Source organism: Candidatus Abyssobacteria bacterium SURF_5 (assembly GCA_003598085.1).
Lineage (GTDB): Bacteria > Abyssobacteria > SURF-5 > SURF-5 > SURF-5 > SURF-5.
Genome location: QZKU01000128.1, coordinates 185,202 through 208,377 on the forward strand (window position 1 = coordinate 185,202; position 23,176 = coordinate 208,377).

General features: G+C 56.3%; 27 protein-coding genes and 1 pseudogene. 19 read left to right on the forward strand and 9 right to left on the reverse strand.

The window, feature by feature from the left end:
- Positions 1 to 3: 3 nt before the first annotated feature.
- A complete protein-coding gene (locus C4520_19415; GenBank protein RJP16178.1) occupies positions 4 to 1,044 on the reverse strand; it encodes a (Fe-S)-binding protein in 1,041 nt (346 codons plus the stop codon).
- A 401-nt stretch (positions 1,045 to 1,445) separates the two neighbouring features.
- Here C4520_19415 and C4520_19420 point away from each other — a divergent pair, with 401 nt between their 5' ends.
- From C4520_19420 to C4520_19450, 7 genes and pseudogenes are all read left to right on the forward strand, one after another.
- On the forward strand, positions 1,446 to 2,693 hold the full coding sequence (locus C4520_19420) for an NAD(P)/FAD-dependent oxidoreductase (protein RJP16179.1): 1,248 nt from the start codon (positions 1,446 to 1,448) through the stop codon (positions 2,691 to 2,693).
- 135 nt (positions 2,694 to 2,828) lie between these two features.
- A pseudogene (locus tag C4520_19425) lies at positions 2,829 to 3,341 on the forward strand (4Fe-4S dicluster domain-containing protein).
- A 191-nt stretch (positions 3,342 to 3,532) separates the two neighbouring features.
- The gene (cooS, locus tag C4520_19430) at positions 3,533 to 5,425 is read left to right on the forward strand and encodes an anaerobic carbon-monoxide dehydrogenase catalytic subunit (protein RJP16180.1); all 1,893 of its coding nucleotides are present in this window, start codon (positions 3,533 to 3,535) and stop codon (positions 5,423 to 5,425) included.
- Between the two features lie 39 nt (positions 5,426 to 5,464).
- Positions 5,465 to 6,175 (forward strand): hypothetical protein, encoded by a 711-nt coding sequence (locus tag C4520_19435; protein ID RJP16181.1) that lies wholly within the window; start codon positions 5,465 to 5,467, stop codon positions 6,173 to 6,175.
- A gap of 8 nt (positions 6,176 to 6,183) precedes the next feature.
- On the forward strand, positions 6,184 to 6,807 hold the full coding sequence (locus C4520_19440) for a hypothetical protein (protein ID RJP16182.1): 624 nt from the start codon (positions 6,184 to 6,186) through the stop codon (positions 6,805 to 6,807).
- A gap of 97 nt (positions 6,808 to 6,904) precedes the next feature.
- The gene (locus C4520_19445; protein RJP16183.1) at positions 6,905 to 7,624 is read left to right on the forward strand and encodes a hypothetical protein; all 720 of its coding nucleotides are present in this window, start codon (positions 6,905 to 6,907) and stop codon (positions 7,622 to 7,624) included.
- Between the two features lie 107 nt (positions 7,625 to 7,731).
- Complete coding sequence (locus C4520_19450) at positions 7,732 to 8,130, forward strand: pyridoxamine 5'-phosphate oxidase family protein (GenBank protein RJP16184.1); 399 nt, start codon at positions 7,732 to 7,734, stop codon at positions 8,128 to 8,130.
- A gap of 62 nt (positions 8,131 to 8,192) precedes the next feature.
- Here C4520_19450 and aspS read toward each other — a convergent pair whose 3' ends face one another.
- From aspS to C4520_19465, 3 genes are read right to left on the reverse strand one after another with little or no spacing between them, the layout of a single operon-like run.
- A complete protein-coding gene (gene aspS, locus C4520_19455) occupies positions 8,193 to 9,965 on the reverse strand; it encodes an aspartate--tRNA ligase (protein ID RJP16185.1) in 1,773 nt (590 codons plus the stop codon).
- A gap of 43 nt (positions 9,966 to 10,008) precedes the next feature.
- Positions 10,009 to 11,271: a histidine--tRNA ligase gene (locus C4520_19460; GenBank protein ID RJP16186.1), complete on the reverse strand. Its 1,263-nt coding sequence runs from the start codon at positions 11,269 to 11,271 to the stop codon at positions 10,009 to 10,011.
- Positions 11,264 to 11,476: a DUF1858 domain-containing protein gene (locus C4520_19465; protein RJP16187.1), complete on the reverse strand. Its 213-nt coding sequence runs from the start codon at positions 11,474 to 11,476 to the stop codon at positions 11,264 to 11,266. Before C4520_19465 ends, C4520_19460 begins: the two co-directional genes overlap by 8 nt.
- A 141-nt stretch (positions 11,477 to 11,617) precedes the next feature.
- Between C4520_19465 and rpmB the strand changes: the two genes are divergently transcribed.
- The 5 genes from rpmB to C4520_19490 are packed head-to-tail and all read left to right on the forward strand — an operon-like array spanning position 11,618 to position 13,895.
- On the forward strand, positions 11,618 to 11,803 hold the full coding sequence (rpmB, locus tag C4520_19470; protein RJP16188.1) for a 50S ribosomal protein L28: 186 nt from the start codon (positions 11,618 to 11,620) through the stop codon (positions 11,801 to 11,803).
- A 50-nt stretch (positions 11,804 to 11,853) separates the two neighbouring features.
- Positions 11,854 to 12,189 (forward strand): YggT family protein, encoded by a 336-nt coding sequence (locus C4520_19475; GenBank protein RJP16189.1) that lies wholly within the window; start codon positions 11,854 to 11,856, stop codon positions 12,187 to 12,189.
- A gap of 49 nt (positions 12,190 to 12,238) precedes the next feature.
- The gene (locus C4520_19480; GenBank protein ID RJP16190.1) at positions 12,239 to 12,613 is read left to right on the forward strand and encodes a hypothetical protein; all 375 of its coding nucleotides are present in this window, start codon (positions 12,239 to 12,241) and stop codon (positions 12,611 to 12,613) included.
- The gene (locus tag C4520_19485; GenBank protein RJP16191.1) at positions 12,610 to 12,945 is read left to right on the forward strand and encodes a hypothetical protein; all 336 of its coding nucleotides are present in this window, start codon (positions 12,610 to 12,612) and stop codon (positions 12,943 to 12,945) included. The genes C4520_19480 and C4520_19485 overlap by 4 nt, the downstream gene beginning before the upstream one ends.
- Positions 12,942 to 13,895, forward strand: coding sequence for an OmpA family protein (locus C4520_19490; GenBank protein RJP16192.1), 954 nt, complete (start codon positions 12,942 to 12,944; stop codon positions 13,893 to 13,895). The genes C4520_19485 and C4520_19490 overlap by 4 nt, the downstream gene beginning before the upstream one ends.
- Positions 13,896 to 13,908: 13 nt before the next feature.
- On the opposite strand, the gene C4520_19495 is transcribed toward C4520_19490, so the two are convergent.
- From C4520_19495 to C4520_19515, 5 genes are all read right to left on the reverse strand, one after another.
- Complete coding sequence (locus C4520_19495) at positions 13,909 to 14,223, reverse strand: DUF4437 domain-containing protein (GenBank protein RJP16193.1); 315 nt, start codon at positions 14,221 to 14,223, stop codon at positions 13,909 to 13,911.
- Between the two features lie 146 nt (positions 14,224 to 14,369).
- On the reverse strand, positions 14,370 to 14,555 hold the full coding sequence (locus C4520_19500; GenBank protein ID RJP16194.1) for a hypothetical protein: 186 nt from the start codon (positions 14,553 to 14,555) through the stop codon (positions 14,370 to 14,372).
- A gap of 153 nt (positions 14,556 to 14,708) precedes the next feature.
- Complete coding sequence (locus C4520_19505; GenBank protein ID RJP16195.1) at positions 14,709 to 15,221, reverse strand: thiol peroxidase; 513 nt, start codon at positions 15,219 to 15,221, stop codon at positions 14,709 to 14,711.
- A 32-nt stretch (positions 15,222 to 15,253) separates the two neighbouring features.
- A complete protein-coding gene (locus tag C4520_19510; protein RJP16196.1) occupies positions 15,254 to 15,826 on the reverse strand; it encodes a rubrerythrin family protein in 573 nt (190 codons plus the stop codon).
- Between the two features lie 14 nt (positions 15,827 to 15,840).
- On the reverse strand, positions 15,841 to 16,254 hold the full coding sequence (locus tag C4520_19515) for a transcriptional repressor (protein RJP16197.1): 414 nt from the start codon (positions 16,252 to 16,254) through the stop codon (positions 15,841 to 15,843).
- Positions 16,255 to 16,656: 402 nt separating this feature from the next.
- On the opposite strand from C4520_19515, the gene C4520_19520 reads away from it, so the two are divergent.
- From C4520_19520 to C4520_19550, 7 genes are all read left to right on the forward strand, one after another.
- A complete protein-coding gene (locus tag C4520_19520; protein RJP16217.1) occupies positions 16,657 to 17,862 on the forward strand; it encodes a glycosyltransferase in 1,206 nt (401 codons plus the stop codon).
- Between the two features lie 33 nt (positions 17,863 to 17,895).
- Entirely contained in the window at positions 17,896 to 18,690 is a 795-nt protein-coding gene (locus C4520_19525) for an Fpg/Nei family DNA glycosylase (protein ID RJP16198.1), read from the forward strand.
- A 254-nt stretch (positions 18,691 to 18,944) separates the two neighbouring features.
- Positions 18,945 to 20,000: an NAD(P)-dependent alcohol dehydrogenase gene (locus C4520_19530; protein ID RJP16218.1), complete on the forward strand. Its 1,056-nt coding sequence runs from the start codon at positions 18,945 to 18,947 to the stop codon at positions 19,998 to 20,000.
- Positions 20,001 to 20,057: 57 nt separating this feature from the next.
- Positions 20,058 to 21,074: a type I glyceraldehyde-3-phosphate dehydrogenase gene (gap, locus tag C4520_19535; protein ID RJP16199.1), complete on the forward strand. Its 1,017-nt coding sequence runs from the start codon at positions 20,058 to 20,060 to the stop codon at positions 21,072 to 21,074.
- A 158-nt stretch (positions 21,075 to 21,232) separates the two neighbouring features.
- Positions 21,233 to 21,679 (forward strand): glycine zipper 2TM domain-containing protein, encoded by a 447-nt coding sequence (locus C4520_19540; protein ID RJP16200.1) that lies wholly within the window; start codon positions 21,233 to 21,235, stop codon positions 21,677 to 21,679.
- A gap of 218 nt (positions 21,680 to 21,897) precedes the next feature.
- Positions 21,898 to 22,710 carry an MBL fold metallo-hydrolase gene (locus C4520_19545; protein ID RJP16201.1) on the forward strand — a complete coding sequence of 271 codons (813 nt, stop codon included), beginning with the start codon at positions 21,898 to 21,900 and terminating at the stop codon, positions 22,708 to 22,710.
- Positions 22,711 to 22,823: 113 nt separating this feature from the next.
- The gene (locus C4520_19550) at positions 22,824 to 23,108 is read left to right on the forward strand and encodes a pyridoxamine 5'-phosphate oxidase family protein (GenBank protein ID RJP16202.1); all 285 of its coding nucleotides are present in this window, start codon (positions 22,824 to 22,826) and stop codon (positions 23,106 to 23,108) included.
- The last annotated feature ends 68 nt before the right edge of the window (positions 23,109 to 23,176 follow it).

Below are 23,176 nucleotides of genomic sequence, written 5' to 3' on the forward strand. Positions count from 1 at the left end.
GGCTCATCCCCATCCTTTCAGTTTCTCGCCCAGGGCGAGGCGGCACAGGTCGCTGAGCAACAGCGGCATCAATCCGTTGGCGGCCGCTTTCTCGCCGAGCGCAACCATGCAGAATGGGCAATTGAAGACGCACGCGGTCGCGCCCGCGGCGAGCATATCATCGATATTCTTCTGCTGAATCTCTTCGGCATACTCGTAGCGGCCGAGCCCCATGATGCCGGCGCCGCAGCACAACGCATTTTCGCCGTCGTACGTTCGCTCGACGCGCTCTGCGCCCAAAATCTTGAGAATGTCATCAACGTAGTGTTGCGTCTCGGGCACGAGACGGTTCGAGCACGGGCGCTGGTACGCCACCTTCATCGGGAGCGGGTTGAGGCTGTGCTTGCGCTCCGCCAGTCGTTTCAGCAGAAAGTCGAAAAAGTACACCGGCTTGAACGGGATATCAACCCCGAAGGCGGGCGCCCACGAGGTGAACGTGCCGTAACATTCATCGTGGAAACAAATGACCTCATTGATACCGTTGGGCTCGAGGTAGAATTTTTGGAGGTTGTCCAGGCTCTTGGAAAGGCGCTGTTTGATGACTGAATTGCGCGCGAAGTGCAGGTACATGAGGTTGCAGAAGATGTCATTGCCGGAGATAATGGAGACGTTTTCAAAGAGACTGCCGATGATCGACATGTCCTTGAACATGCCGAACGCGCACATATCGAGCAAAGGCCCCTGCAGTTCTTTCGGCGCGCTCTTGCCGTCATGCGCCATCATGCGCACCTGCTGTTTCTCGATCGGACGCGGGACGATTTGCATTCCCCGCGCCTCCTGCGCCTCGACGATTTTGTAGAATGGGTGGTTGCCTTTGGGGCAGTATTCCTCGCAGGCGTAACAGGTGACGCAATCATGCAGGACGCGCGAGTCTTCCCCCCGATTGATTTTCGATTTCTCCTCCTTGGCCTGCTCCGGCGTCAGCTTCATGTACTGGCACCGGGTAAGGCAGTCATACGTCTCGCACGCGGCGCAGAGGCTTTCATCGAATTTCAGATTTGACATGGCCTCGCCTCCTCACGAAGATGGGGCAGATTATCTTTTCTTCCACGCGTCGAAAGGAGAGCCCACCGGAAATCATGGGGAAAAGGGTCTGTCCCTAATTTAGGTCAGTTCCAGATCATTCGTCAGAGGTCCACGTTTTGACCGTGAAGAAAGATCCAGCAGAGGAATCAGGCATGCGTGAGGGACTATCCCTTCGCCGGATAATCCCTCCGCTGAAACCCGCCCGGGGACGTCAGCGGGTTTTTGAGCCTGTGCTCAAAAGTATATTTGAAAAAAACGGTGAAAGTCAAAGGGAAAATTCGGTTTATCAAGATGGAAATTCTTGGAGGGCGCCAAAAAGATCCTTGACAGGAAGTGGCTTTGAACGGTTAAAATAAACGAAAAGGGCGGAAAAAACGGTTATGAGATATGTCATCATCGGCAACGGCGCCGCCGGCGTGCATGCGGCGGAAAGCATTCGGAGGCTGGATAGCGCCGGTTCTATTAAGATAATAGCCGGAGAAGAGGCGCCGCCGTATTGCCGCCCCATGATCAGCAACGTGCTCGAAGGTGCGGCGTCGTTTGAGCAGATTTCTCTCCGTCAGCCGGATTTCTACCGCTCCTATTCGATTGATGCGGTTGTCGGGGAGCGCGTAGAGACCGTTGATCTTGCGGCATGGCAGGTGATCACCGGCGGCGGAAGGAAGTTCCCGTACGACCGCCTGCTGATTGCCGCCGGCGCCGACCCCGCCCGAGCCAAGTGTCCCGGCGCGGATTTGGAGAACGTTTTCTACCTGAGGACCGAGCGGGACACACGCAACATCCTTTCCGCCCTGCCAAGGGTAAAAAGAGCGGTTGTGCTTGGGGGAGGGCTGGTGGGCCTGAAGGCCGCACACAGCCTGTTGCGGCGGGGAATTAGCGTGACAATGCTCATCGGGTCAAAACATCCGCTGTCGATGCAGGTTGATGATTTCGCGGGGAAATTGGTGCTTGATGAGCTGAGCCGTCACGGTATTGACGTGAGGACTCGTTCGGAAGCGGCGGCATTCGAAGGCGAGAAAGCTGTGCAGAGGGTGCGCCAGACGGATGGCTCAGTCCTGGCGTGCGACATGGTGATAATTGGAAAGGGAGTGAGACCCGCGGTTTCTGCTCTGCCGCGCGAGCAGATCGAGGTTGGCACGGGTGTCTGTGTGAACGACTATATGGAAACAAGCGCGGCGGGGGTGTTTGCGGCGGGCGACGTGGCGGAATCTATGGATATTGCGCGGCGCCGCCGCCGCGTGAACGCGCTCTGGCCGGTCGCAGTGGAGCAGGGACAGATTGCGGGAATGAATATGGCGGGCAGGCGCGTGCGGTATCGCGGGAGCCTGAGCCGTAATATCATTCGCGTGTTCGATCTGGACGTGCTGACTGCCGGTTTGACGGCGCCGCCGGCGGAGGACGGCTGCGATATTCTGAGCCGGTTTGACGCGCGGAGGAGACTATACCGCAGGCTCGTATTCCGAGAGGATCGGCTTGTTGGCTTCGTGATGCTGAATTCAGTCGAGCAGGGCGGCTTGTTGATGTCACTGATCCACCAGGAGATACCGGTGCGAATTCCGAGGGAGAAATTGCTCGAGAATTCGTTCAATTATTCGCGCGTGGCGCCGATGTACGGGGGCAGGTCGTGAGGGCTTTGCGAACGGCTGAGGCGCATGATGATTCGGTTGTCAAGGCAGGCAGGATGCCTGCGCTACGAGGGCGGTGTGGCTTTGGTTTGCTGAAAAGGCCACAGAAGCTGACCCTGTGATTAGCGGGAGGCAGTGATGAAGAAGGTAATCGTTCATCCCGAGCGCTGCGTCGGCTGCATGCAGTGCATGTTTGCCTGCGCCGTCGCTCATTCGCGCGCTAAGAGCGCAGTGGGGGCAAGTCTGGAGAGCCCGCTGCCGCGCGCGAGAGTGCATGTGGGCGCCGGTCTGTATCGAGAAGGATTCCCCAATCGATGCCGGCATTGCGATCCCGCTCCGTGCCTGCACGCGTGCCTGGCGGGGGCGATCTATCGGGACGAGGGGACGCAGTCGGTCTTGATTGATTGCGACCGCTGTATCAACTGCGCGTCGTGTGCGATGGCGTGTCCGTACGGCGTGATCAGGCATCATCAGGACTCCTCCGCGCCACCGGGCAAGACGGTGGCCGTGAAATGCGACAATTGCGTCGAGCGCCAAGAACGCGGCCTGACGCCCGCATGCGTCGAGGCATGCAAGAGCGGCGCTTTGACCTACGAGGAAGACGACAGGGCGCAGAAGCGGAAGACAGACGAGGTGGCGCGAACGATTTCGCTTGGCCTCAGCGAGGGGCGCATTGCGCCTGCCAAGGCGCAAGGTCCAATGTCCAATGTCCAAGGTCCAATGTCCAATGTCCAAGGTCTAAGGTCCAAGGTCCAAGGTCCAAGGTCAAGTTATTCTATTCTTGTCTCCGCAAGACGGTCGCAATGCGAGATCGAGGAGCGGTTAGTCCGGGGGGAAGAACGATGAATACCAGGAACAGGTTTCAGTCATACAGCATTGCCGACGATGCGAGGCTCATGTTGGCGAAGGCGGAGCGCGATCAGGTGCAGACGGTGTGGGAGCGCCATCAGGAGCAGCTTCCGCAATGCGGGTATTGCGAGATGGGCTTGAGCTGCCGGATCTGCGCGATGGGTCCATGCAGGATCGATCCATTCGGCGAGGGGCCGCAAAGAGGGGTATGCGGCGCCGATGCCGATATCATTGTTGCGCGAAACCTGGGCAGAATGATCGCAGCGGGCGCTGCGGCTCATTCGGACCACGGTCGCGACTTGATCGAGGTGCTTGCGAGGGTCGGCGAAGGAAAGGCGCCGGGTTATGAGATCAGGGATGAGAAAAAGCTGGCATTGGTGGCTGGCGAATTCGGTGTGGAGACGAAAGGGAAGGATTCGCTGAAGATCGCTCGCGAATTGGCATACGCAATGCAGGAAGAATATGGAACCCGCAAGACGTCGCTTCGGTTGCTTTCGCGCGCGCCGGCGAACAGGCGCGCAATCTGGGCAAAACTCGGGATCACGCCGCGCGGAATCGACCGCGAGACCTCTGAGATGCTTCACCGCACGCACATGGGCGTTGACAATGGATGGCAGAGCCTGCTGCTGCAGGCGCTGAGGAATGCGCTTTCCGACGGCTGGGGCGGCTCGCTGCTGGCGACCGAGGTGTCGGATATTCTGTTCGGCACTCCGCAGCCCGCGGTCACTGCCGCCAATCTGGGCGTTCTCGAGGAAGACAAGGTGAATATCATTGTGCACGGACACAACCCGATCGTCTCGGAGACGGTCCTTCGTGCATGCCGAGAGCCGGAGTTGGTTGCGCTCGCGCAGAAGAATGGGGCGAAAGGGATCAATCTGGCCGGCGTCTGCTGCACGGGCAATGAATTACTCATGCGCCACGGCGTCCCGATGGCGGGCAACCACCTGATGACCGAGCTTGCGCTGGTGACGGGCGCGGTCGAGATGATGATCGTGGATTACCAGTGCATCATGCCTTCGCTGGGATCGGTCGCCGGTTGCTACCATACCAGGATGATCTCGACCAGCGAGAAGGCGCGTTTTCCGGGGATGGATCATCGGGAATTCACGCCGGGCACTGCACCCGAGACGGCCAGGGCGCTGGTTCGAGAGGCGATCGAGAATTTCCCGCGCCGGATTCCCGAGAAGGTGAAGATTCCGGTCGAGCCGGTCAAACAGATGGCGGGGTTCTCCGTGGAAGCGATTGTGGGAGCGCTCGGCGGCACTCCCGCTCCGCTGATCGACGCGCTGAAGTCGGGAAAAATTCGAGGCGCCGCCGGTATCGTGGGCTGTAACAATCCAAAGATCACGCAGGATTACGGTCACGTGACGCTCACGCAAAGGCTTATCGAGAACGATATTCTTGTTCTGGATACGGGATGCGCCGCGATCGCGAATGCGAAGGCGGGCTTGAAAAGGGCGGAATCGGTAAAAGCGGCCGGCAAAGGCCTTGGCGAGATCTGCGGCTCGTTGGGAATACCGCCGGTTTTGCACGTGGGGAGTTGCGTGGATAACGTGCGAATCCTGATGCTGGTTTCGGCGCTGGCAAACTCGCTCGGGGCGGATATCAGCGATCTTCCGGTGGCGGGCGCGGCCCCGGAATGGTATTCGGAGAAGGCCGTCTCGATCGGCGCCTATTTTGTAGCGTCCGGCGTCTATACGGTGTTGGGTCCCATGCCGCCGGTAACCGGCAGCATGAACGTGGTGAAGTTGCTGACTGATGGATTGGACAGGTTGGTCGGCGCATCGTTCGCGGTGGAGCCCGACCCGGAGAAAGCGGCAGTAATGATTCGGCGCCATATCGAGAGGAAGCGGGAGGCTCTGGGACTCCCAGCCTCGCGAATTTGATCATTTTAACCGACTGACGCTGTTAATGGGAGAGCCAGAATGTATATCGACCAGGAGTTGTGCAAGAAGTGCCTGGAATGCCAGCCGGTGTGCCCGATGGGGGCAATCGTGCTGAAGAATCGGACAGTGGTGATCGACCTGGAGGAATGCGTCGAATGCGGCGTGTGCCAGCGGTTCGGCATCTGCGAGAACGACGCGATCAAGCAAGTCGATCAGATTCCCTATCCGCGGGTGCTCCGGGCGGTTTTTTCGGACCCGCTGCAGACGCACGAGAGCACGGGCGTTGCCGGGCGCGGTACGGAAGAGATGAAGACCAACGACGTCACCAATCGCTTCACCAGGGGCTATATCGGGTTTTCAATCGAACTAGGCCGGCCATACAAGGGCGCATACCTCAGGGATCTCGAGAAAGTGGTGAAGAAGGCGACATCGTTGGGGGCGGAATTCTCGCCGGATAATCCGGTCTACCCTCTGATTGCCAATCATGAGACCGGGGCGCTGAAGCCGGAGGTGCTGGGAGAGAAAGTCATCAGCGCGATCGCGGAATTCTTACTGCCGGAGGAGAAAGCGATCGTCGCCATAGAGCAGTTGAAGCGGTTCCTGAATGCCGAACTCGATTGTGTAGCCACGATGAGCGTCATTTCGAGAGCATCTGACAATGGGAACAGTTCCTTTTTCACCAGCCTCAAAGAAGCGGGTCATGATATTTATCCGAATGGAAAAGTGAATATCGGGATGGCCCTGAGATAGGGGGAAATATGACTCATACATTGAACAGGCGCGGGATATCAGATGAGCGTCCGGGTGAAGAGATCGTGGTCTTGTGCATGGCTCACTGCACGGAGAAGGCAAACAAGGCAGACGCAATGAGAAGCATCGCCGCGACCATCTTGAAATATCGGCCTTCCAATTATCTCGGGAAACCGCTCGGCCTGGAGCCGGAGGGTCTGCAGATGATGGCGCCGGTGGCGGGCGTCGTGACGGCGGTATTTAATAACAAGGAGGACGTTCGGCGGTTGATTGGGGACCTGAAGGAGCAAAAGCTGGGAGTTTCGGTAGTGCTGTCGGGCCTGTTCTCCGATGTGCGGGATATCTGCGGCTCGAACGGCCTTAACGAGCATACCTATCACATGTCGCTGGGCATCTTCGGCAAGACCGAGTGCCTGCCGGACGAGAAGACCTTGGAGATCACGACCCAGTGCGGGCATTCCCTTATTTCGCCGGCACTGGTCGCCGACGTGGTTCGCAAGATGAAGAGAGCGAAAATTACGGCCGCCGAAGGAGCGGCGTTATTGGTGAAGCCGTGCGCCTGCGGGATCGGGAACCCGGAGAGGATCGAGCGCATTGTTCAGGAAATGGTCACCGAGGGAGGCAAAGCCTGACATTTGGTCCGACGGGTCAGACGGGTCCGACAGGTCTGAGGGGTCGGACAGATCCGACAGGTCCGACTTAAGAGACGAGAAAGGTTCAAGAAACTAAATGAAGTACCTGAGATCATGTTTAGTTGTGGCGAGTTTGTTGTTCTCCTTTGGAATAATCGGTGAGCGTGCGGCCGGAGTGTGGGCTGCATCGTTGGCGGGCGCGGCTGCGGCGGAAACGGCCTCTCCTTCGGGAGAGTTGGCGTCGCTTTCGCCCGACGACCTGCTTGCGCGCGCGATTGAGAATATCAGGGAATTGGATTCGTACCAGTGTCGACTCAAGCTGTACGTCACGAAGGGTGACCGGGTCCAGAAAAGCGAATATACGTTCTCGTACCGCAAGCCGAATCTGGTGCGCATGCACGTGGAAACCGGGAAAGACGAAGGGAGCACCGTCATCCGGCGCGAGGATGGCCGCATCCGTGGAAGGCGCGAGGGGCTCCTCTCGATATTTGCAGTAACGCTGCACTCGAACGATCAGCGTCTCTATGACCTGTGGGATCGCTCGTTCTGCGACTCGGACTGGCTCACCCTGCTCTCGGAGATGAAAGAGCGGCTGCGCGACGCCGAAGATGTCAGGGTTGAACCTGCAGGCAGCAACGGCAGTCTGATCCTGCTCGGGATAGACGGCAAGGGATTTGTCGAGCAAACCTGGTTTGACAGCCGGAATCTCACTCTGGTGCAGAAAGAGGCGTGGCGTGATAACGGTGACTACCTGAAGGTGGTTTGGAGCGACATCAGCCTTAATCCCCAATTCGAAGACGATTTCTTTTTCTTCTAACCGATTGATTATCGTGCTTCCTCCTCGGACTTGCTGCTGCTGGGCGGATAAAGGACAGTAGCAGTATTTGTCCAATAATGCCACTGTTTTGATGGAGGTGGTGTGCAATGAGAACGAGCAAGTACTTCGAGATCGCCATTGGGCGCGGAGTACTGGCAACCGTCGACGCCGACGGAATCGTGGACATTTTCTTATGTCCGCGGCCGCATGTAGTTGACGAAGAAACCGTCGCCTTCCTGATAACCGACAAGACTACCCATCAGAATCTGCAGTACAATCCGCGTGCGACTTACCTTTTCCTGGAAGAGGGGCCTGAATTTAGCGGCAGGCGTCTCTACCTGACGAAGCTACGAGAGGAACGCGAGGGAGAGACCATCGAAGCCATCCGGACGACCATTTATCCAGAGTTGAGGGAGAAAATTGAAGCGCTGGTCTATTTTCGGGTGGACGAGGTTTTGCCGCTGACAGGGGAGCGAGAGAGCAAGCAATCGTTCATACCTGCCTGAGTTCACCGATCGCGATAACTGTCAGTGCCTGTGAATTCCGCCGTGTCAAGGGTTGCGGAGTCCTAATCGAGGGTTAGCTTGAGTCCCAGTTCCTTGAGCTGGCCGGGATCGACGGGGGACGGGGCATCGGTCAGGGCGCAGGTTCCCCTCTGCGTTTTCGGGAAGGCTATGACTTCACGGATCGATTGCGCGCCGCAGATGAGCATTATCACGCGGTCGAACCCCATGGCTATGCCCCCATGGGGTGGTGCGCCGTAGGAAAGCGCTTCGAGCAGGAATCCGAATTTCTCGCGGGCCTCGACTTCTCCGATATTCAGCAGCGCGAAGATCTTTGTCTGCAACTGCGGATCATGAATACGGATGCTGCCGCCGCCGATCTCGTTACCGTTGAGCACGAGGTCGTAGGCCTGCGCCCGCACCTTGAGCGGATCGGAATCGAGGAGGGCAATGTCCTCCGGCAGGGGCGAGGTGAACGGGTGATGCTCCGACTCGATGCGGCGCTCATCATCATTGTAGTGGAACAGCGGAAAATCGAGAATCCAGGTGAAGGCGAGTTTGTCTTGCGGGATCAGGCCGAGCTCGCGCGCCAGTTTGACTCGCAGATTTCCCAGGGCATCGTGAACAACTTTCGGCTTGTCTGCAACGAGCAGGATGTAATCACCTGGTTTCGAGCCAACGCGCTCACTAATTCGGGTACGCAAAGAATCAGTGAAAAATTTGGCGATGGGCGAGGCGAGTCCGTCTGGGGTATGATGGAACCACGCCAATCCCTTGGCGCCGAAGATCTTGACATATTCGACGAGGGCATCCTGCCGGCTGCGCGGAAATTCTCCGAAGCCTGAAACTGAAATAGCCTTCACGCATCCGCCGGCTTCGACGGCGCCGCGAAAGACCTTGAATTCGCTTTCGCCCGCGATATCGGATATATCCTTCAACTCCATATCGAACCGAAGATCGGGCGCATCCTTTCCGAACCGTGAGATAGCCTCCGCGTAAGTGAGGCGCGGCAGCGGCAGAGGCAGCTCCATTCCGACCGTCGCGCGATAGATCTCGGCCATCATTCCTTCTGTCAGCTTGATGATATCCTCGCGGGTGACGAATGAGAGCTCCACATCGATCTGCGTGAACTCGGGTTGGCGGTCGGCTCGCAGGTCTTCATCGCGGAAACATTTAACGATCTGGAAATACTTGTCCAGGCCTGCGACCATGAGAAGCTGCTTGAATAATTGCGGCGATTGCGGCAGAGCGTAGAATGAGCCGCGCGACAATCGACTGGGAACGAGGAAATCTCGGGCGCCCTCGGGCGTGCTTTTTGTCAGGAACGGCGTCTCGACCTCTATGAAGCCGAGCCGGTCGAAATAATTGCGGGTGGCCATTGTTGCGCGGTGCCGCAAGATGAAATTGCGCTGCATCGAGGGGCGTCTCAGATCGATGTAGCGGTATTTCAGGCGGACATCCTCACTGGCCTCGGTCTCATCGTCGACAAGAAACGGCGGGGTCTCCGACTGGTTCAATATGTTCAGCGAGCGGGCGAATACCTCGATCTCACCGGTGGCGAGCTTGGTGTTAACGGACTCCTGCGGCCGCAGGCTTACTACACCCGTGAGAGCGGCGACGAATTCGTTTCGCAGCCGTTGCGCCAGATCGTGCGCGCCGGGAGATACCTGGGGATTGAACACCACTTGCACCAGTCCGGTGCGGTCTCGCAGGTCGATGAAGATAAGATTGCCATGGTCGCGCCTGCGGTTGACCCATCCGCAGAGGGTGACAGTTTCGCCTTCATGTTCGCGGCGCAGTTCGCCGCAATAATGGGTGCGTCTATAGGTAATACTCACGCGTTAACTCCGTATCAGCGGGAAACCAGACTGGGCCGGCCACTCAACTTGCCAGCCGGGCGGGTATCTTCCGGAGGGAGACCAGTGCCTCTTCGCCGGTGGCCATCTCCCTCATGCGCGCCGAATCGCGCGCCAGTTCTTCTTCGCCCAGGATAAGGGCGAACCGCACACCGAGTCTGTGCGCCATTTTCATCTGGGCCTTCAGGCTGCGCCCTTCATAATCGACTTCGACTTTGATTCCGGTATTACGCAATCTTGCCGCGAGCAGAGCAGCCTCTCTGAGAGCCCGCTCCCCGATCGAACAGATGAAAGCCACCGGCGGCTCCTCGTGCGGCGCCAGCAGTTCTTCCTTCTCCATTGCCAGCAGGGTTGCCTCGACTCCGATGGAGAACCCTGAGGCGGGCGTCGGCGGGCCCCCGATCTCTTCGACGAGATTGTCATACCTGCCGCCGCCGCAAATGGCGGCGCGCGCACCGAGGTCGGGATGCTGAAACTCAAAAACCGTTCGAGTGTAGTAATCGAGGCCGCGCACGAGGCGCGGGTCGACGACGTACTGTATCCCGGCCCCTTCGAGCAGCGAGCACAGCATCTTGAAGTGCTGCGTGCAGTCTTCACACAAATGGTCCAATGGTGGTGGTGCGCCGGCGGCGAGCGCTTTGCAGGCTTCCACCTTGCAGTCGAGCACGCGCAGCGGATTCTTTTCGAGCCGCTCGATGCAGTCCGGGCACAGCATGGGAAGCTTGTCGCTGAAATATGCGCGCAGGCTTTCGGCGTAGTTACGCCGATCGGCGGCGCAGCCGAGACTGTTCAGCATCAGGTTGAGTCGCTTGAATCCGACGCGGTCGAAAAAGGAATCGGCCAGGTCTATCAGCTCGAAATCGAGGAGCGGACTCAGTGAACCGAAGGCCTCGGCGCCGATCTGGAAAAATTGGCGGTTTCGGCCGGCTTGCGGGCGTTCATAACGGAACATTGGTCCCATGTAGTACAGTTTTGCGAGCGCCTGCTGTGCGTACAGTTTATGCTCGACATACGCGCGCACGATGGAGGCGGTCCCTTCGGGCCGCAGCGTCAGGCTGCGGCCTTTGCGGTCGGCGAAGGTGTACATTTCCTTGGTGACGATATCGGTTGTCTCGCCGATGCCGCGGGCAAAAAGCTGTGTCTCTTCCACCAGGGGGGTTCTGATTTCGGAGTAGCCGAAGAGAGAAAACAAGGACCGCGCGGAGTCTTCGAGATGGCGCCACTGGTGAATGCGATCGGGAAGGATGTCGTACATCCCGCGCGGGCCGGATATGATAGCCTTACCCATCGCTCTTCCTGCGCCCGGAGGCGCGGTTCAGTTCCTCCACCACTTTATCGGGATCGATCCCGTGCATCCGCGCGCCGCGCTCGATCGTTTCGGCCGACGCGCCGCCGCACTTGATGCATTCCGGCATGTACTTTGCAATTATTTCCTTGCCTGATGCATGCTTTTTGAGCACGTCAGCTATTTTCATGTCTTTCGTTATTTTCATAAAAGAAGAACGCTCTCGTGAGCGTTTGGCGCGGTTGGATCAGTTGCATCCTGACTGAAAATATGCTATTGTATTAGTCTGTGTTCTGTGTGGAGTATACCATAACGCTCAGGGAAAGTAAAGAATGTATGGAGGTGACCCGTGTCCAGGGTTTGCGATATATGTGGAAAAAAGCCTATCGTCGGATGTAACGTAAGCCACGCCCACAACAAGACTAAGCGGAATTGGAAGCCGAATTTGCAGCGGACGCGCGTGATGCGCAACGGCGCAATGCAGACGATGCGCGTGTGCACCAGTTGCATCAAAGCGGGAAAAGCAGGCAAGTAGCCTGATCCCGATACGAGTATTTTGTTCGGCAGAAAGTCGAGTATCCACGAGTGATAATCGGCCTGTGGGGAAGATCCGGCGCGGGCAGCGTCCTGGTTTGGCCGGTGCCGGATATTGTTCGAGCACAGCTTTCCATCGGCGGCTTATTGGTGGGACTGCTGGACATTTATTCGTGGTTGATTATTGCGAGGGTAATCATATCCTGGGTCGGCCTCAGCCCCGCCAATCCTGTGGTGCGGTTCCTCCAGGCTGCGACTGATCCCATTCTCACTCCCATCCAGAATGTTATCCCCCCGCTCGGGGGCGTAATAGATATCTCTCCGATAATTGCCTTTATTTTCGTTCAGATGCTGAGGACCGTTATCATCCGAGTATTTTTCGGATGATGCGTCGATCCATTCAAGAGAAGGTATCGGGTGATCGAAAGGAGGCCGGATGATTTCAGGAACTGCGTTTTATGTTGCGGTAAACGTTCTGGTTGCCGTCGCCGCTCTCGCGGCCATTTTCCTTGTCCCGAGGCAGATTCCCGCCGGAACTGCGCGGAAGCTCCTGGTGATTGCGCTGGCGCTGCTGCTTTTATCGGGCGGTATCTTTGCCGTGTCGTTGCGCTTTTTCAAGCTGGCCGAGATCGCCTATACGGGCCAGGCCTTCAAGGTGCTTGAACAGGGCACGTTTGAATTCATATACCGGTTCAAGGATGTTGCGTTGGCAGGGAACATCGCCGAGCTTGTGGCGGTAGCTCTGCTTGCATCCGTCGGCAGAACGCTTTTGCGCGCGGGCGGCGAAACGGGAGGGGATGGCATAAAATGAACTTTTACGCGTCGCTTATCATCGAGAATGGCTCGTTCCTGGCGATTTTTCTCATTTCGATAGCCGCGGCATATGCGTGTAACAAACGAGCCAAAGACGTGCCGGGCGCTTCTCTCATGATGCTCGGATTCCTTCTCTATTCGGTATATGGTCTGCTTGCGATCAGCGGGCCCGGCTTCACGGGCAGCTTTTTCAGAGACTTCGCGAAAGTGGGCGTTTTGGAAAGCGCCAGCCTGATCTATTTTCTGGGCTGCGCATCCCGGGTCGGAATGGTTCTGATTCTTGCGGGGATGTACGCGGTGGCCAAAAACCGCCGGATAGCGAAATTATGAAGCGTATTTGTGTGGCGGCGATTTTGGCCGGCGCCATTTTGATGGCGGCGGCCCCCCCGGATGCAGCTGAACTCATCCGCTGTGACGGATTCGTCGTTGACGTCGCGACGGCAGAGATTGCCGACAAAAATGTTTCTCCGCCCGATATATACGTCGCGGCCGCGGATAAATCGTTGGCAGTCGCGGCGGGGGATACGTTCAAGATTTTTCGGCGCAAGCTGGTGCCTCCCGCAGGAGAAGCCGCGGTTCAGCTTTATGTCGGGCGTGTAGCTATTCTTTCGGTGCAGGGCGACATCTGGATCGGGCGGATGATCGAGATTGCGAAGAGTGGAGAGCATCCGCACGTGCGCTACGAGACGGTGATGGTTGGCGATTGTGCGGTGCGAGAGGCTCCGATTCCGGCATCTCCTCCTGAGCCCGTAAAAGCGCCTGAACTTCCCGTTGAGCCTCGGAAAGCGGATGTCTCCGCGCCGGTCGGGGACGAGAGGTCGATTGGATTACGGCACCTCATTCCGTCGAAGGTATTGTTCAAATTCGATTCGGCCGAGATCATGCCCGATTACTACGAGCGCCTGGATCAGTTGGCCGTTTTCGTTTCCGGTCGGCGACCGGCAACCATTTACATAGACGGGCACGCCGACGCCATGGGAACCGACGAGTATAATGTCGGACTTTCGAAAAGACGGGCGCAGGCGGTTGCCGATTATCTGGCAAACAAGCGCGGTCTCGACCCCGGCATGTTTGAGATACGGCCTTATGGCGAAGCGGCGCCGGAAGCGACCAATGATTCCGAGGCAGGCAGGCAGAAGAACAGGCGCGTTTGCATCCTGCTTACGGATGAAGTGCTTCCTGTTGTTGAAGCCGACCTTGGGGAGAGAAATGAGTGGCCGATAGTGGTGGGCGCCGATGCCCTTGCGCCCGAGGTTGTGGAATTGTCGATTGTGCCGTAGCCGCTTCCGCGCATCATCGGGAAAATTTTGTCACCAGGATGAGGCAGCCTTCCTGGGTTTCAAAGGGTCCATGCGACATTCCGGCGGGCGTGAAATAATATGTTCCTTCCGTGCATGCTTTTCCCTCGATCGTGACAGTCCCGCTGAGAATATAGAAAACCTCGTTCAGAGGCTCGTCATGTTGCTCCAGTCGCGCTCCCGGCGGAACATCAAGCAAAATCGTGTAGGTGCCGCTTTCGATGTCCGAAGGGAAGACCTTCATTTTAACCCCCGGGTACGGCCCATCAACCCACTCAAGTTCGCGCGTATGCGCCACAACTCTTTTCATGCCGCCTCCTCCGTTGCTTTATTGATAAGGCAAGGATGCAGAACATTACCCATAATAACCGGGCACGCCACTATAGCATCGCGTTCGGTAGAGAATCAACTTCCGCCCACGTCGATGCCGGTACCGGATCTCGCAATCGAAACTATTCAGGCGACGCGAGGATCCATTCCTTGAAATCCGCATTCGGGCGTATAGCATGAAACATCGGAAAACTCGCAATGTTCGCGGCACGATGGACATTGCGCAGGCGGGGCTGCGGCCTGCAGCATATATCCACACCTGGCGCATTTCCAATGCGGCTGCTTATCCGGCGGATCTTGCTTCTGTTGCATTGCCTTCCTCTTCAGCCTCCTATCCCTGCGGGGGGACTCCCGGGCGACAAACGGCGGCCGAGTTCCTGGTCAAGCATGAACAGGGCGCTGGCGAAGTCGCCGATCAGGCCCAATTTCTGCACTATTTTGTTTGCCGAATATCAAGGCTTTAGATCATAATTCTCTAAACGCGTTCAGAACGGCGGAGTAATCCGGCTCGCTGGTTACCTCCTTCACCAGTTGGGTATATCTGACGACGCCTCCCGAATCGACCAGGAAGATCGCACGCGCGAGCAGGCGAAGTTCCTTTATCAAGACACCGTAGGCGTTGCCAAAGGCGGCTTCACGGTGGTCGGAAAGCGTCTCAACTTTATCGATTCCGGCGGCGGCGCACCATCGCTTCTGGGCGAACGGCAAGTCCATGCTTATGGTGAGCAGAGCCGCATCGGAGCCCAGTTTTGCGGCCTCTTCATTAAACCTGCGCGTCTCTGTATCGCAGACGGGCGTATCGAGAGAGGGCACAGAAGAGATAATGCATTTTTTGCCGCGGTACGAAGAAAACCGGACGGGCTGGAGGTCGGTATCCAGCGCGACGAAATCAGGAGCGGGCGAGCCCACTTTCACTTCTTGTCCGACGAGTGTCAGCGGATTCCCATTGATGGTGACGAGGCCTGGTCTCTCCGGCATAGGGTGTCCCTTTCTTGTTTTTGTGGCGCGTATCAGTAGTTTTCTCCGAGCAACTCGAAATAGGCGCGTTCATGTTCACATGCAGGGCAGGTATCGGGGGCTTCGGTTCCCTGATGGAGATAGCCGCAGTTGCGGCAGCGCCACACGACAGGTCCGTCTTTCTTGAAGACTGTTCCCGTTTCAAGATTTTTCAACAGCGCGAGATACCGCTTCTCATGTTGCTTCTCTGCAACGGCGATCGCGCGAAACATCGCGGCAATATCGGAAAATCCTTCTTGCTGTGCCACGTCGGCGAACGAAGGATACATGTCCGTCCACTCGTGGTTTTCGCCGGCGGCGGACGCTTTCAAGTTGCTCGCCGTCTTTCGAATGACTCCTGCAGGAAAAGATGCCTGGATCTCAACGTCGCTGCCTTCGAGCAGCTTAAAGAGGCGTTTCGCATGCTCTTTTTCCTGGTTTGCCGTCTCCTCAAAGATGAAGGCCACCTGCTCGAGTCCTTCCTTTTTCGCCTGGCTCGCAAAGTACGTGTACCGGTTGCGCGCCTGTGATTCACCGGCGAATGCGGTCAGGATGTTTCGTTCTGTTTTCGTTCCACCCAATCTCATGCTTTCTCTCCTTCTCACGATAGAATACCCGCGTCCGGCTCCTTCCGGTGGCAGTCCGGACAGATCCCGATAAACTCCAAACGATGTCCGACAATTATAAAGTCGGTCTCTCTGCCGATGTTTTGTTCGAGTTCACTCAGTCGACCGGCCTGTACATCCTGTATATTCCCGCAACGGAGACAGCGCACATGATAATGGTTCTCCAGGCGGCCGTCGTAGCGTCTTTGCCCGTATTCCAATTTTTTAGCAAGCCCATGCTCGCACAGGATTTCCAGATTGCGATAGATCGTCCCGAGACTGATGTGCGGCAGGCGTTTGCGCACGCGCGCATAAACCTCGTCGGCCGATGGATGTGAGCCGGCGGAACGCAGTTCTTCCAGGATAGTCTGCCGCTGGCGCGTCATCCTCAACTGTCGCGAAGAGCTCATGCAGGGGCCGCATCCCGTTTGAGAGTAATAACCATTACTAGAATAATGCCAACAGGTCCTCTTTTCCGCAAGGGGGGTGAGGTTTTTTTCCACTAATCCCAGAAGAAGAAGCTAACTGAGAGCCCGCCGTAAAACTCATTCTCGTACTGGGTGTCGAGCGCAAGGGAATAAAAGAAGCCTTGTACGAACTACCCCTGATTTGTCGCACGCAAGAGCCGGGTGGAGATCAAGCGGGCGGCAAAATGATTCATAGTTGTTTTTGGATGCGCGCATTCGTTAAATTTTGCGTGCATTACCTTTACCTTTTGCCGGATTCATGGCAAAGTGGGAAAAACGCATTGGTGTGGGAATATAAGCGCTCATGACAACTCGAGGGGGTGACGCGTGGACACGACCAGCAATATGTCCAGCATTCAGGATTATGAACCGTTGATCGGTGGCAAGGCTGTTGAGCGGATCATGAAGAAGGCCAAACCGCTGCATGATTTGCACGTAGCGAACATCAACTCGACATATTACGGCGGCGGGGTCGCAGAGATGCTTTCGTCGCTGACGCTCCTCATGAACAGCGTGGGAATCAAGACAGGCTGGCGCATCATTCAGGGATCGCCCGATTTTTTTTCAATTACAAAGAAATTCCATAATGCGCTGCAAGGGGGTGAGATAAACCTTTCACGGCGGAAAAAGGAGATTTACGAAGAAGTGATACATGAAAACTCTCTGCGGAATCATCTGACGCACGACATGGTGATCATCCATGATCCTCAGCCGCTCCCGATGATCAACCATTACCGGCGGCGCGGGCCTTGGATTTGGCGTTGTCACGTGGACCTGACGTCTCCGAATCGGCAGGCATGGGATTACCTCAAGCAGTTCATCGAGAGGTACGACGCGGTCATCCTCAGTTCGAGGATGTATGAACGGGAAGATTTGAAGGCGCCCCAGGTTGTCTTCGTTCCGGCCATTAATCCCTTCTCGATTTTGAATCGGGAGATGCGGGTGGACGAGATCGAAGAGCGTTTGGCGCATTATCACATTCCCACGGACCTGCCGCTCGTCGTTCAGATATCGCGTTTCGACCGGTGGAAGGACCCTGTCGGTGTTATCGAGTCATTCAAAATTGCGCGCAAGCAGGTGGATGCCACGCTGGTTTTGCTCGGGAACGTGGCAACCGACGACCCGGAGGGCGCGGAGGTATACCAGTCGCTGATGGACTCGCGCGAAGAGCGAATAATTATCATGAGCCATCAAGACACTGCTCTGGTGAATGCTCTCCAACGGAAGGCCGACGTGGTCCTGCAGAAGTCGCTGCGGGAGGGATTCGGCCTCACGGTTGCCGAAGCGATGTGGAAGGGGACGCCCGTTATCGGGGGCGACGTCGGCGGAATTCGACTTCAAATTGAAGACGGCGTGAACGGCTATCTGGTATCCTCAAATGAAGAGGCCGCCGATCGAATCGTGCGCCTGCTGAGGAACAAGGACTTGCGGATGGAAATGGGGGAGAAGGCGCGAGAAACCGTGAAGCGAAATTTCCTGCTGACGCGATACCTGGAGCAGTACCTGGACCTTTTCAGCTCCTTCCGTCCCCATTTCGATCTTGCTCGATGAGCGGCCGCGCCACTGCAAAGAGGGAAAATCTTCATGCCCGAGCTTCCGGATGTTGAAACGTTCCGGCGGTATTTTGAGTCGACCTCGCTCGGCCGGACAATCGAAAGGGTGGATGTGCTTGATCGCCGCATGCTCGACGACATTTCGCCGCGAAAACTGCAACTCGCATTAGCAAAAAAGAAGTTTACGGACTCCGTGCGCTGCGGCAAATATCTTCTCGCAAATGTAAGCAATGACGGCTCGTTAACGCTGCATTTCGGCATGACCGGCTATCTCGCCTATCTCACGGACGGTCAGGAGCCGCCGCGACACACGCGCGTCTTGATCCAGTTCACCAATGGCGACAGGTTGGCGTTTGTGAACCAGCGCATCTTTGGAAGGGTCGGGCTGGTAGAGGATGCCGATCGATTGCGCGAACTGAAGTCCCTTGGGCCGGATGCTCTTGCCTCGAATCTTGATCTCGACGCATTTCGAAAAATAGTCGCGGGGCGAATCGGCAAGATAAAAGCGATACTAATGAATCAGAAGCTCATCGCCGGCATCGGGAATATCTATTCGGACGAGATCCTTTTTCAGGCGGGAGTCCATCCCGAAACGCGTGCTCGCGATTTGGACGAAGCGGCCCTTAAGCATCTGTTTCGCTCCATGAAGCAGGTGCTCGAGGAGGTAATCGAGTGTCAGGCTGACTCCCGGAAAATACCGGAGTCTTTTCTGCTGTCACATCGGAGCAGGGACGGTCGATGTCCGAAGGACGGTAAAAAGCTTTCGCGCGCAAAAATATTGGGAAGAACTGCTTATTTCTGTCCCGAACACCAATTCAAAAAGTAGTATTGCCTCAGGGCTCACCCCAGTTGGAACGCAACAAGGCGGATGTGTCAGGGCGAGTGGAGCCCTTGACAATCGCGAACATTAGCACGCGCGCCCGCATATTGTTAATCTAAAAAGAGGAAGGGTTGTCCTATACTTATCCTCTACTAGATTGATATTACAGCAAATACAGGTGAACGAAAAAATAAACGAAAGGAAGGTTTTGCCATATGGCTGAGCATAGACAGGGCGGCGTTCTCACGGAGAGGAGAACGATGAGAGCCTTTGTGATGAAAGGGATCGGGGAGGTGGGCATTGTTGAAAAGCCGATTCCCGAGGATCCCGGCCCGAATGGGGCGATCATAAGAACGACCAGGGCGCTTATTTGCACGTCGGATGCGCACACGGTGTTGGGCGGTATCGCCGAGCGCAGGGATCTCACCCTCGGCCATGAGGCCGTTGGCATAGTGCATCGGCTCGGCAGCGAGGTCAGGCACGTCAAAGAAGGCGACCGCGTCGCCGTCAATGCGATTACGCCGTGTTATCACTGTGAAAACTGTCTTCGCGGCTACACTTCACAGTGCACCACGATGCTCGGCGGTTGGAAGTTCGCAAACACGAAAGACGGCGTGTTTTCCGACTTCTTTCATGTGAATGACGCCGAAGCCAACCTTGCGCCTATTCCCGATTCCGTTCCCGACGAGGCGGCCGTTTACACGTGCGACATGATGTCGACAGGCTTCATGGGCGCCGAGAACGCGAATATCCCTGTCGGGGGCATTGTGGCGGTATTCGCGCAAGGTCCGGTGGGGCTGATGGCGACCGCGGGTGCAAAGCTTTTGGGAGCGGGACTGATCATCACTGTAGAATCGATCCCCCGGCGCAAAGAGCTTTCCAAACGATACGGAGCCGATTTGGTGATCGACTTCAAGGATCGTGATCCCGTCAAGGCGATACTTGATCTTACCGATGGCAGCGGAGTGGATTCGAGCATCGAATCGCTAGGATCGCAAGCGACGTTTGAGGCCTGCATAAAAGTGACCCGCCCGGGCGGCACCATTTCCTCGATCGGGTACTACGGCAAAGGAGACTACGTCAAGATTCCGCGCGTCGAATGGGGGGTTGGGATGGGTGATAAAACCATCCGGACCGGCCTGTGCCCGGGCGGCAAGGAGCGGATGAAGCGGCTGTTGAGGATGATCGAGAACGGGCGAATCGACCCGACGCCTTTGACTTCGCACACGTTCGGTTTTGACGAGATCGAGAAGGCGTTCCACTTGATGGAAACGAAAGGCGATAACATCATAAAGCCGCTTATCATCTTTGATTGAAACAGATTTTCGGCGCCTGCGACTCCATGGCGCGCTTGTTGTAAGGAGGGAAATTCAATGGCGAAAGTCGCAATTAACGGAATGGGGCGCATTGGTCGCGCCGCCTTCAAGCTCGTGTTGGAAACGCCGGAACTCGAACTGGTGGCGGTAAACGACATCGTGCCGGCCGACAACCTTGCGTATCTGCTGAAGTATGATTCGGTCTACGGCAGATATGAAAAGAGCGTTGAGGCCCGCGATAACAAGTTGGTGATCGAAGGCAGAGAATATGAGGTTTTGAACGTCAAAGACCCCGCCCAACTTCCATGGAAAGAAAAGGGGGTCGATATCGTATTTGAATGTACCGGGATGTTCACCGCAAAAGGTGACATGCAAAAACACATCGAGGCAGGTGCAAAACACGTGATCCTGTCGGCTCCGTCAAAGAGCGAGGATGTCGCCACCGTTGTTCATGGGGTGAATCATGCAGACGGTTCGCTCGAGATGATCTCGTGCGCGAGTTGTACGACGAACTGCATTGCCCCCGTAGTCGAGATCATCGGACGCAGAATCGGTTTCCAAAAAGCCATTATGACTACCCTGCATGCGTATACTTCATCTCAGAAAATCGTAGACGGTCCAAGCAAGAAGTGGCGACGGGGCCGGGCGGGGGCGGCGAATTTTGTGCCGACTTCCACCGGCGCCGCCATCGCGACCACCAAGGCTCTGCCTCAATACAAGGGAAAATTCGATGGGGTGGCGGTCCGCGCGCCTGTGGCTGTCGGATCGATTGCCGACATTATTTTTCTGACGGAACGCTTGACTTCAGTTGAGGAAATCAATTCAATTTTCAGGGAAGAGTCGCAGTCCGAGAGATACCGAGGGATTCTGGGTGTTTCCGAGGACCCAATCGTGTCGGCCGACATCATCAAAGACCCCCGCGCATCGGTCGTTGATCTGGCGATGACGCAGGTGGTCGACGGGAATCTGATTAAGGTAATGAGTTGGTACGATAACGAATGGGGCTTCAGCAACCAGATGATACGGGAGGCGGTCAGTATCGCGAAGGAAATGGACGTCGCGCTGGCGCAGTGAGATGCGTGAGAGCTTCCCCGAACTTATCGAAGGTCGCGCATACGCCTGTGATTGCATGTTGAGCAACGGTTTGCGCCCGATTGGTTTGATTTTCGCGAGAAAACGCGGTAAAGTAAAATGATAGGCCGGATTGATTCAGTTATTCAAAGGGGTGTGAAATGAAAGCTATGGTAGTTGCCGCTTTGATGGCCGTTACGCTTACGAGTTGCGCCTCGAGCATGTCCGGCAGCGCCTATTCTCGCGATCAAGCGCGCCAGGTGCAGACGGTGCGCGAGGGCACAGTGGTCAGTGTGAGGCCGGTGCAGATTGAGGGAACAAAATCGGGCCTCGGGACAATAGCGGGCGGAGTTCTCGGCGGTGCACTCGGCAGCGCGATCGGCGACGGCTCGGGTCAGATAATCGGAATAGCGGCGGGAGGCGTGGGCGGCGCCCTTGCGGGATCAGCCGTCGAAGAAGGGGTCACGCGCCAGAACGGATTGGAAATAACCATTGATATGGATTCCGGTGAGACGCTTGCGATTGTGCAGGCGGCAGATGAGACCTTCGTCTCCGGTGAGAGAGTGAAGGTCATACACGGACCGGACGGCGCGCGCGTAACTCATTAGTTTTCACCCGCCAAGCGGTTCAGCTCAATATGATATTGGTGAACGGATAATCTGCCGCTGACACTATCTGGTTCCTCGTTGGCCGCGGAGGGGATATACCCTTCGCGGCCTTTCTATTTTACTTTTATTCATGTAGGTGAACCGGCGTGAAGTTTCCTTTCGGTCCGGATAAAAACATAGTTGAATAGGATACACATGGACGAAAGGAGGCAGAGTCAATGGAAAATTACATCTGTGTGACATGTGGCGCGCAGTACAAAGAGAGCAAACGGCCTCCGGAAAATTGCATCATCTGCGAAGATGAACGCCAATATTTGAATGCGGAGGGGCAGCAGTGGACGACGCTTTCGGAGATGAAAACGCAAGGATACCGAAACGAGTTTCGGGAACTCGAGCCGGGTTTGGTTGGTATTCATACGCAACCCGATTTTGCGATCGGGCAGGTCGCTTATCTGGTTCGAACGGAAGCGGGCAATGTTCTGTGGGACTGCATCAGCTATATAGATGAGGAGACAGTTGAGAGAATCGAAAAGATGGGCGGAGTGAAAGGCATCGCGGTGTCACATCCTCATTTTTATTCTTCGATTGTTGAATGGAGCCATGGTCTTGGTCGCCCGCCGGTCTACATCCCCCTTGCCGATAAGAAATGGGTCGTCCGGCCGGACCCGGTCATTCAATATTGGGATGACGCAAAGGAGATACTGCCGGGGGTAACGATCATCCAATGCGGGGGGCATTTTGATGGGAGTTCGGTCCTGCATTGGCGGCATGGGGCCGCCGGAAAAGGGGTTTTGCTAGTGGGCGACACGATGGGCGTGGCAAAGGATGCCCGCTATGTCAGTTTCATGTACAGCTATCCGAATCTGATACCATTGCCGCCCCCTGCTATTCGCGGGATCATGGAAGCACTTAGACCGTATGAATTTGATCGAATCTACAGCGCGTGGTGGGGAAAGATGATCCCGAAAGGGGCGAAAGAGGCAGTTGAGAAGTCCGGTGAACGGTATATCCGGCATGTACAGGCGGCATGAGATAATTCCAGTCACGGCTTCTCCTGGCCTCTTGCTCAAAAAGCACTCGGATTTGCGAAGCATACCGTCATACTTTCTCTGCCTGTCCCTGGCTGCGGCAGAAGTGGTTGCGTATGAGAATTCCTCCGCTCGTGAGAAAGATGGCCGTTGAGAACCAGATTGTACAGATTGCCACTTCCGGCGTTGATGGGCGGCCCCATATCGCCGCTGCTCGCGGGCTGCGCGTGGTGAACGAGGAACGGGTCGCATTCGAAGACTGGTTCTGCTATCAGACGCTGGAAAACATTTCTCATAATCCGCGGGTAGCTCTTTCCATACTCGAACCGGGAAACGACCACGGCTATCAGCTTCTTGGCGTCGTTGACAAGGCAGGGCTTACGCATCTAAATTCCGAGTAATTTCTGTAGGAAAGTTTGATCGAGGGCGGCTTTTGTTCTTTTTCTTCTGAGTGATAGCTTTGGTGTTT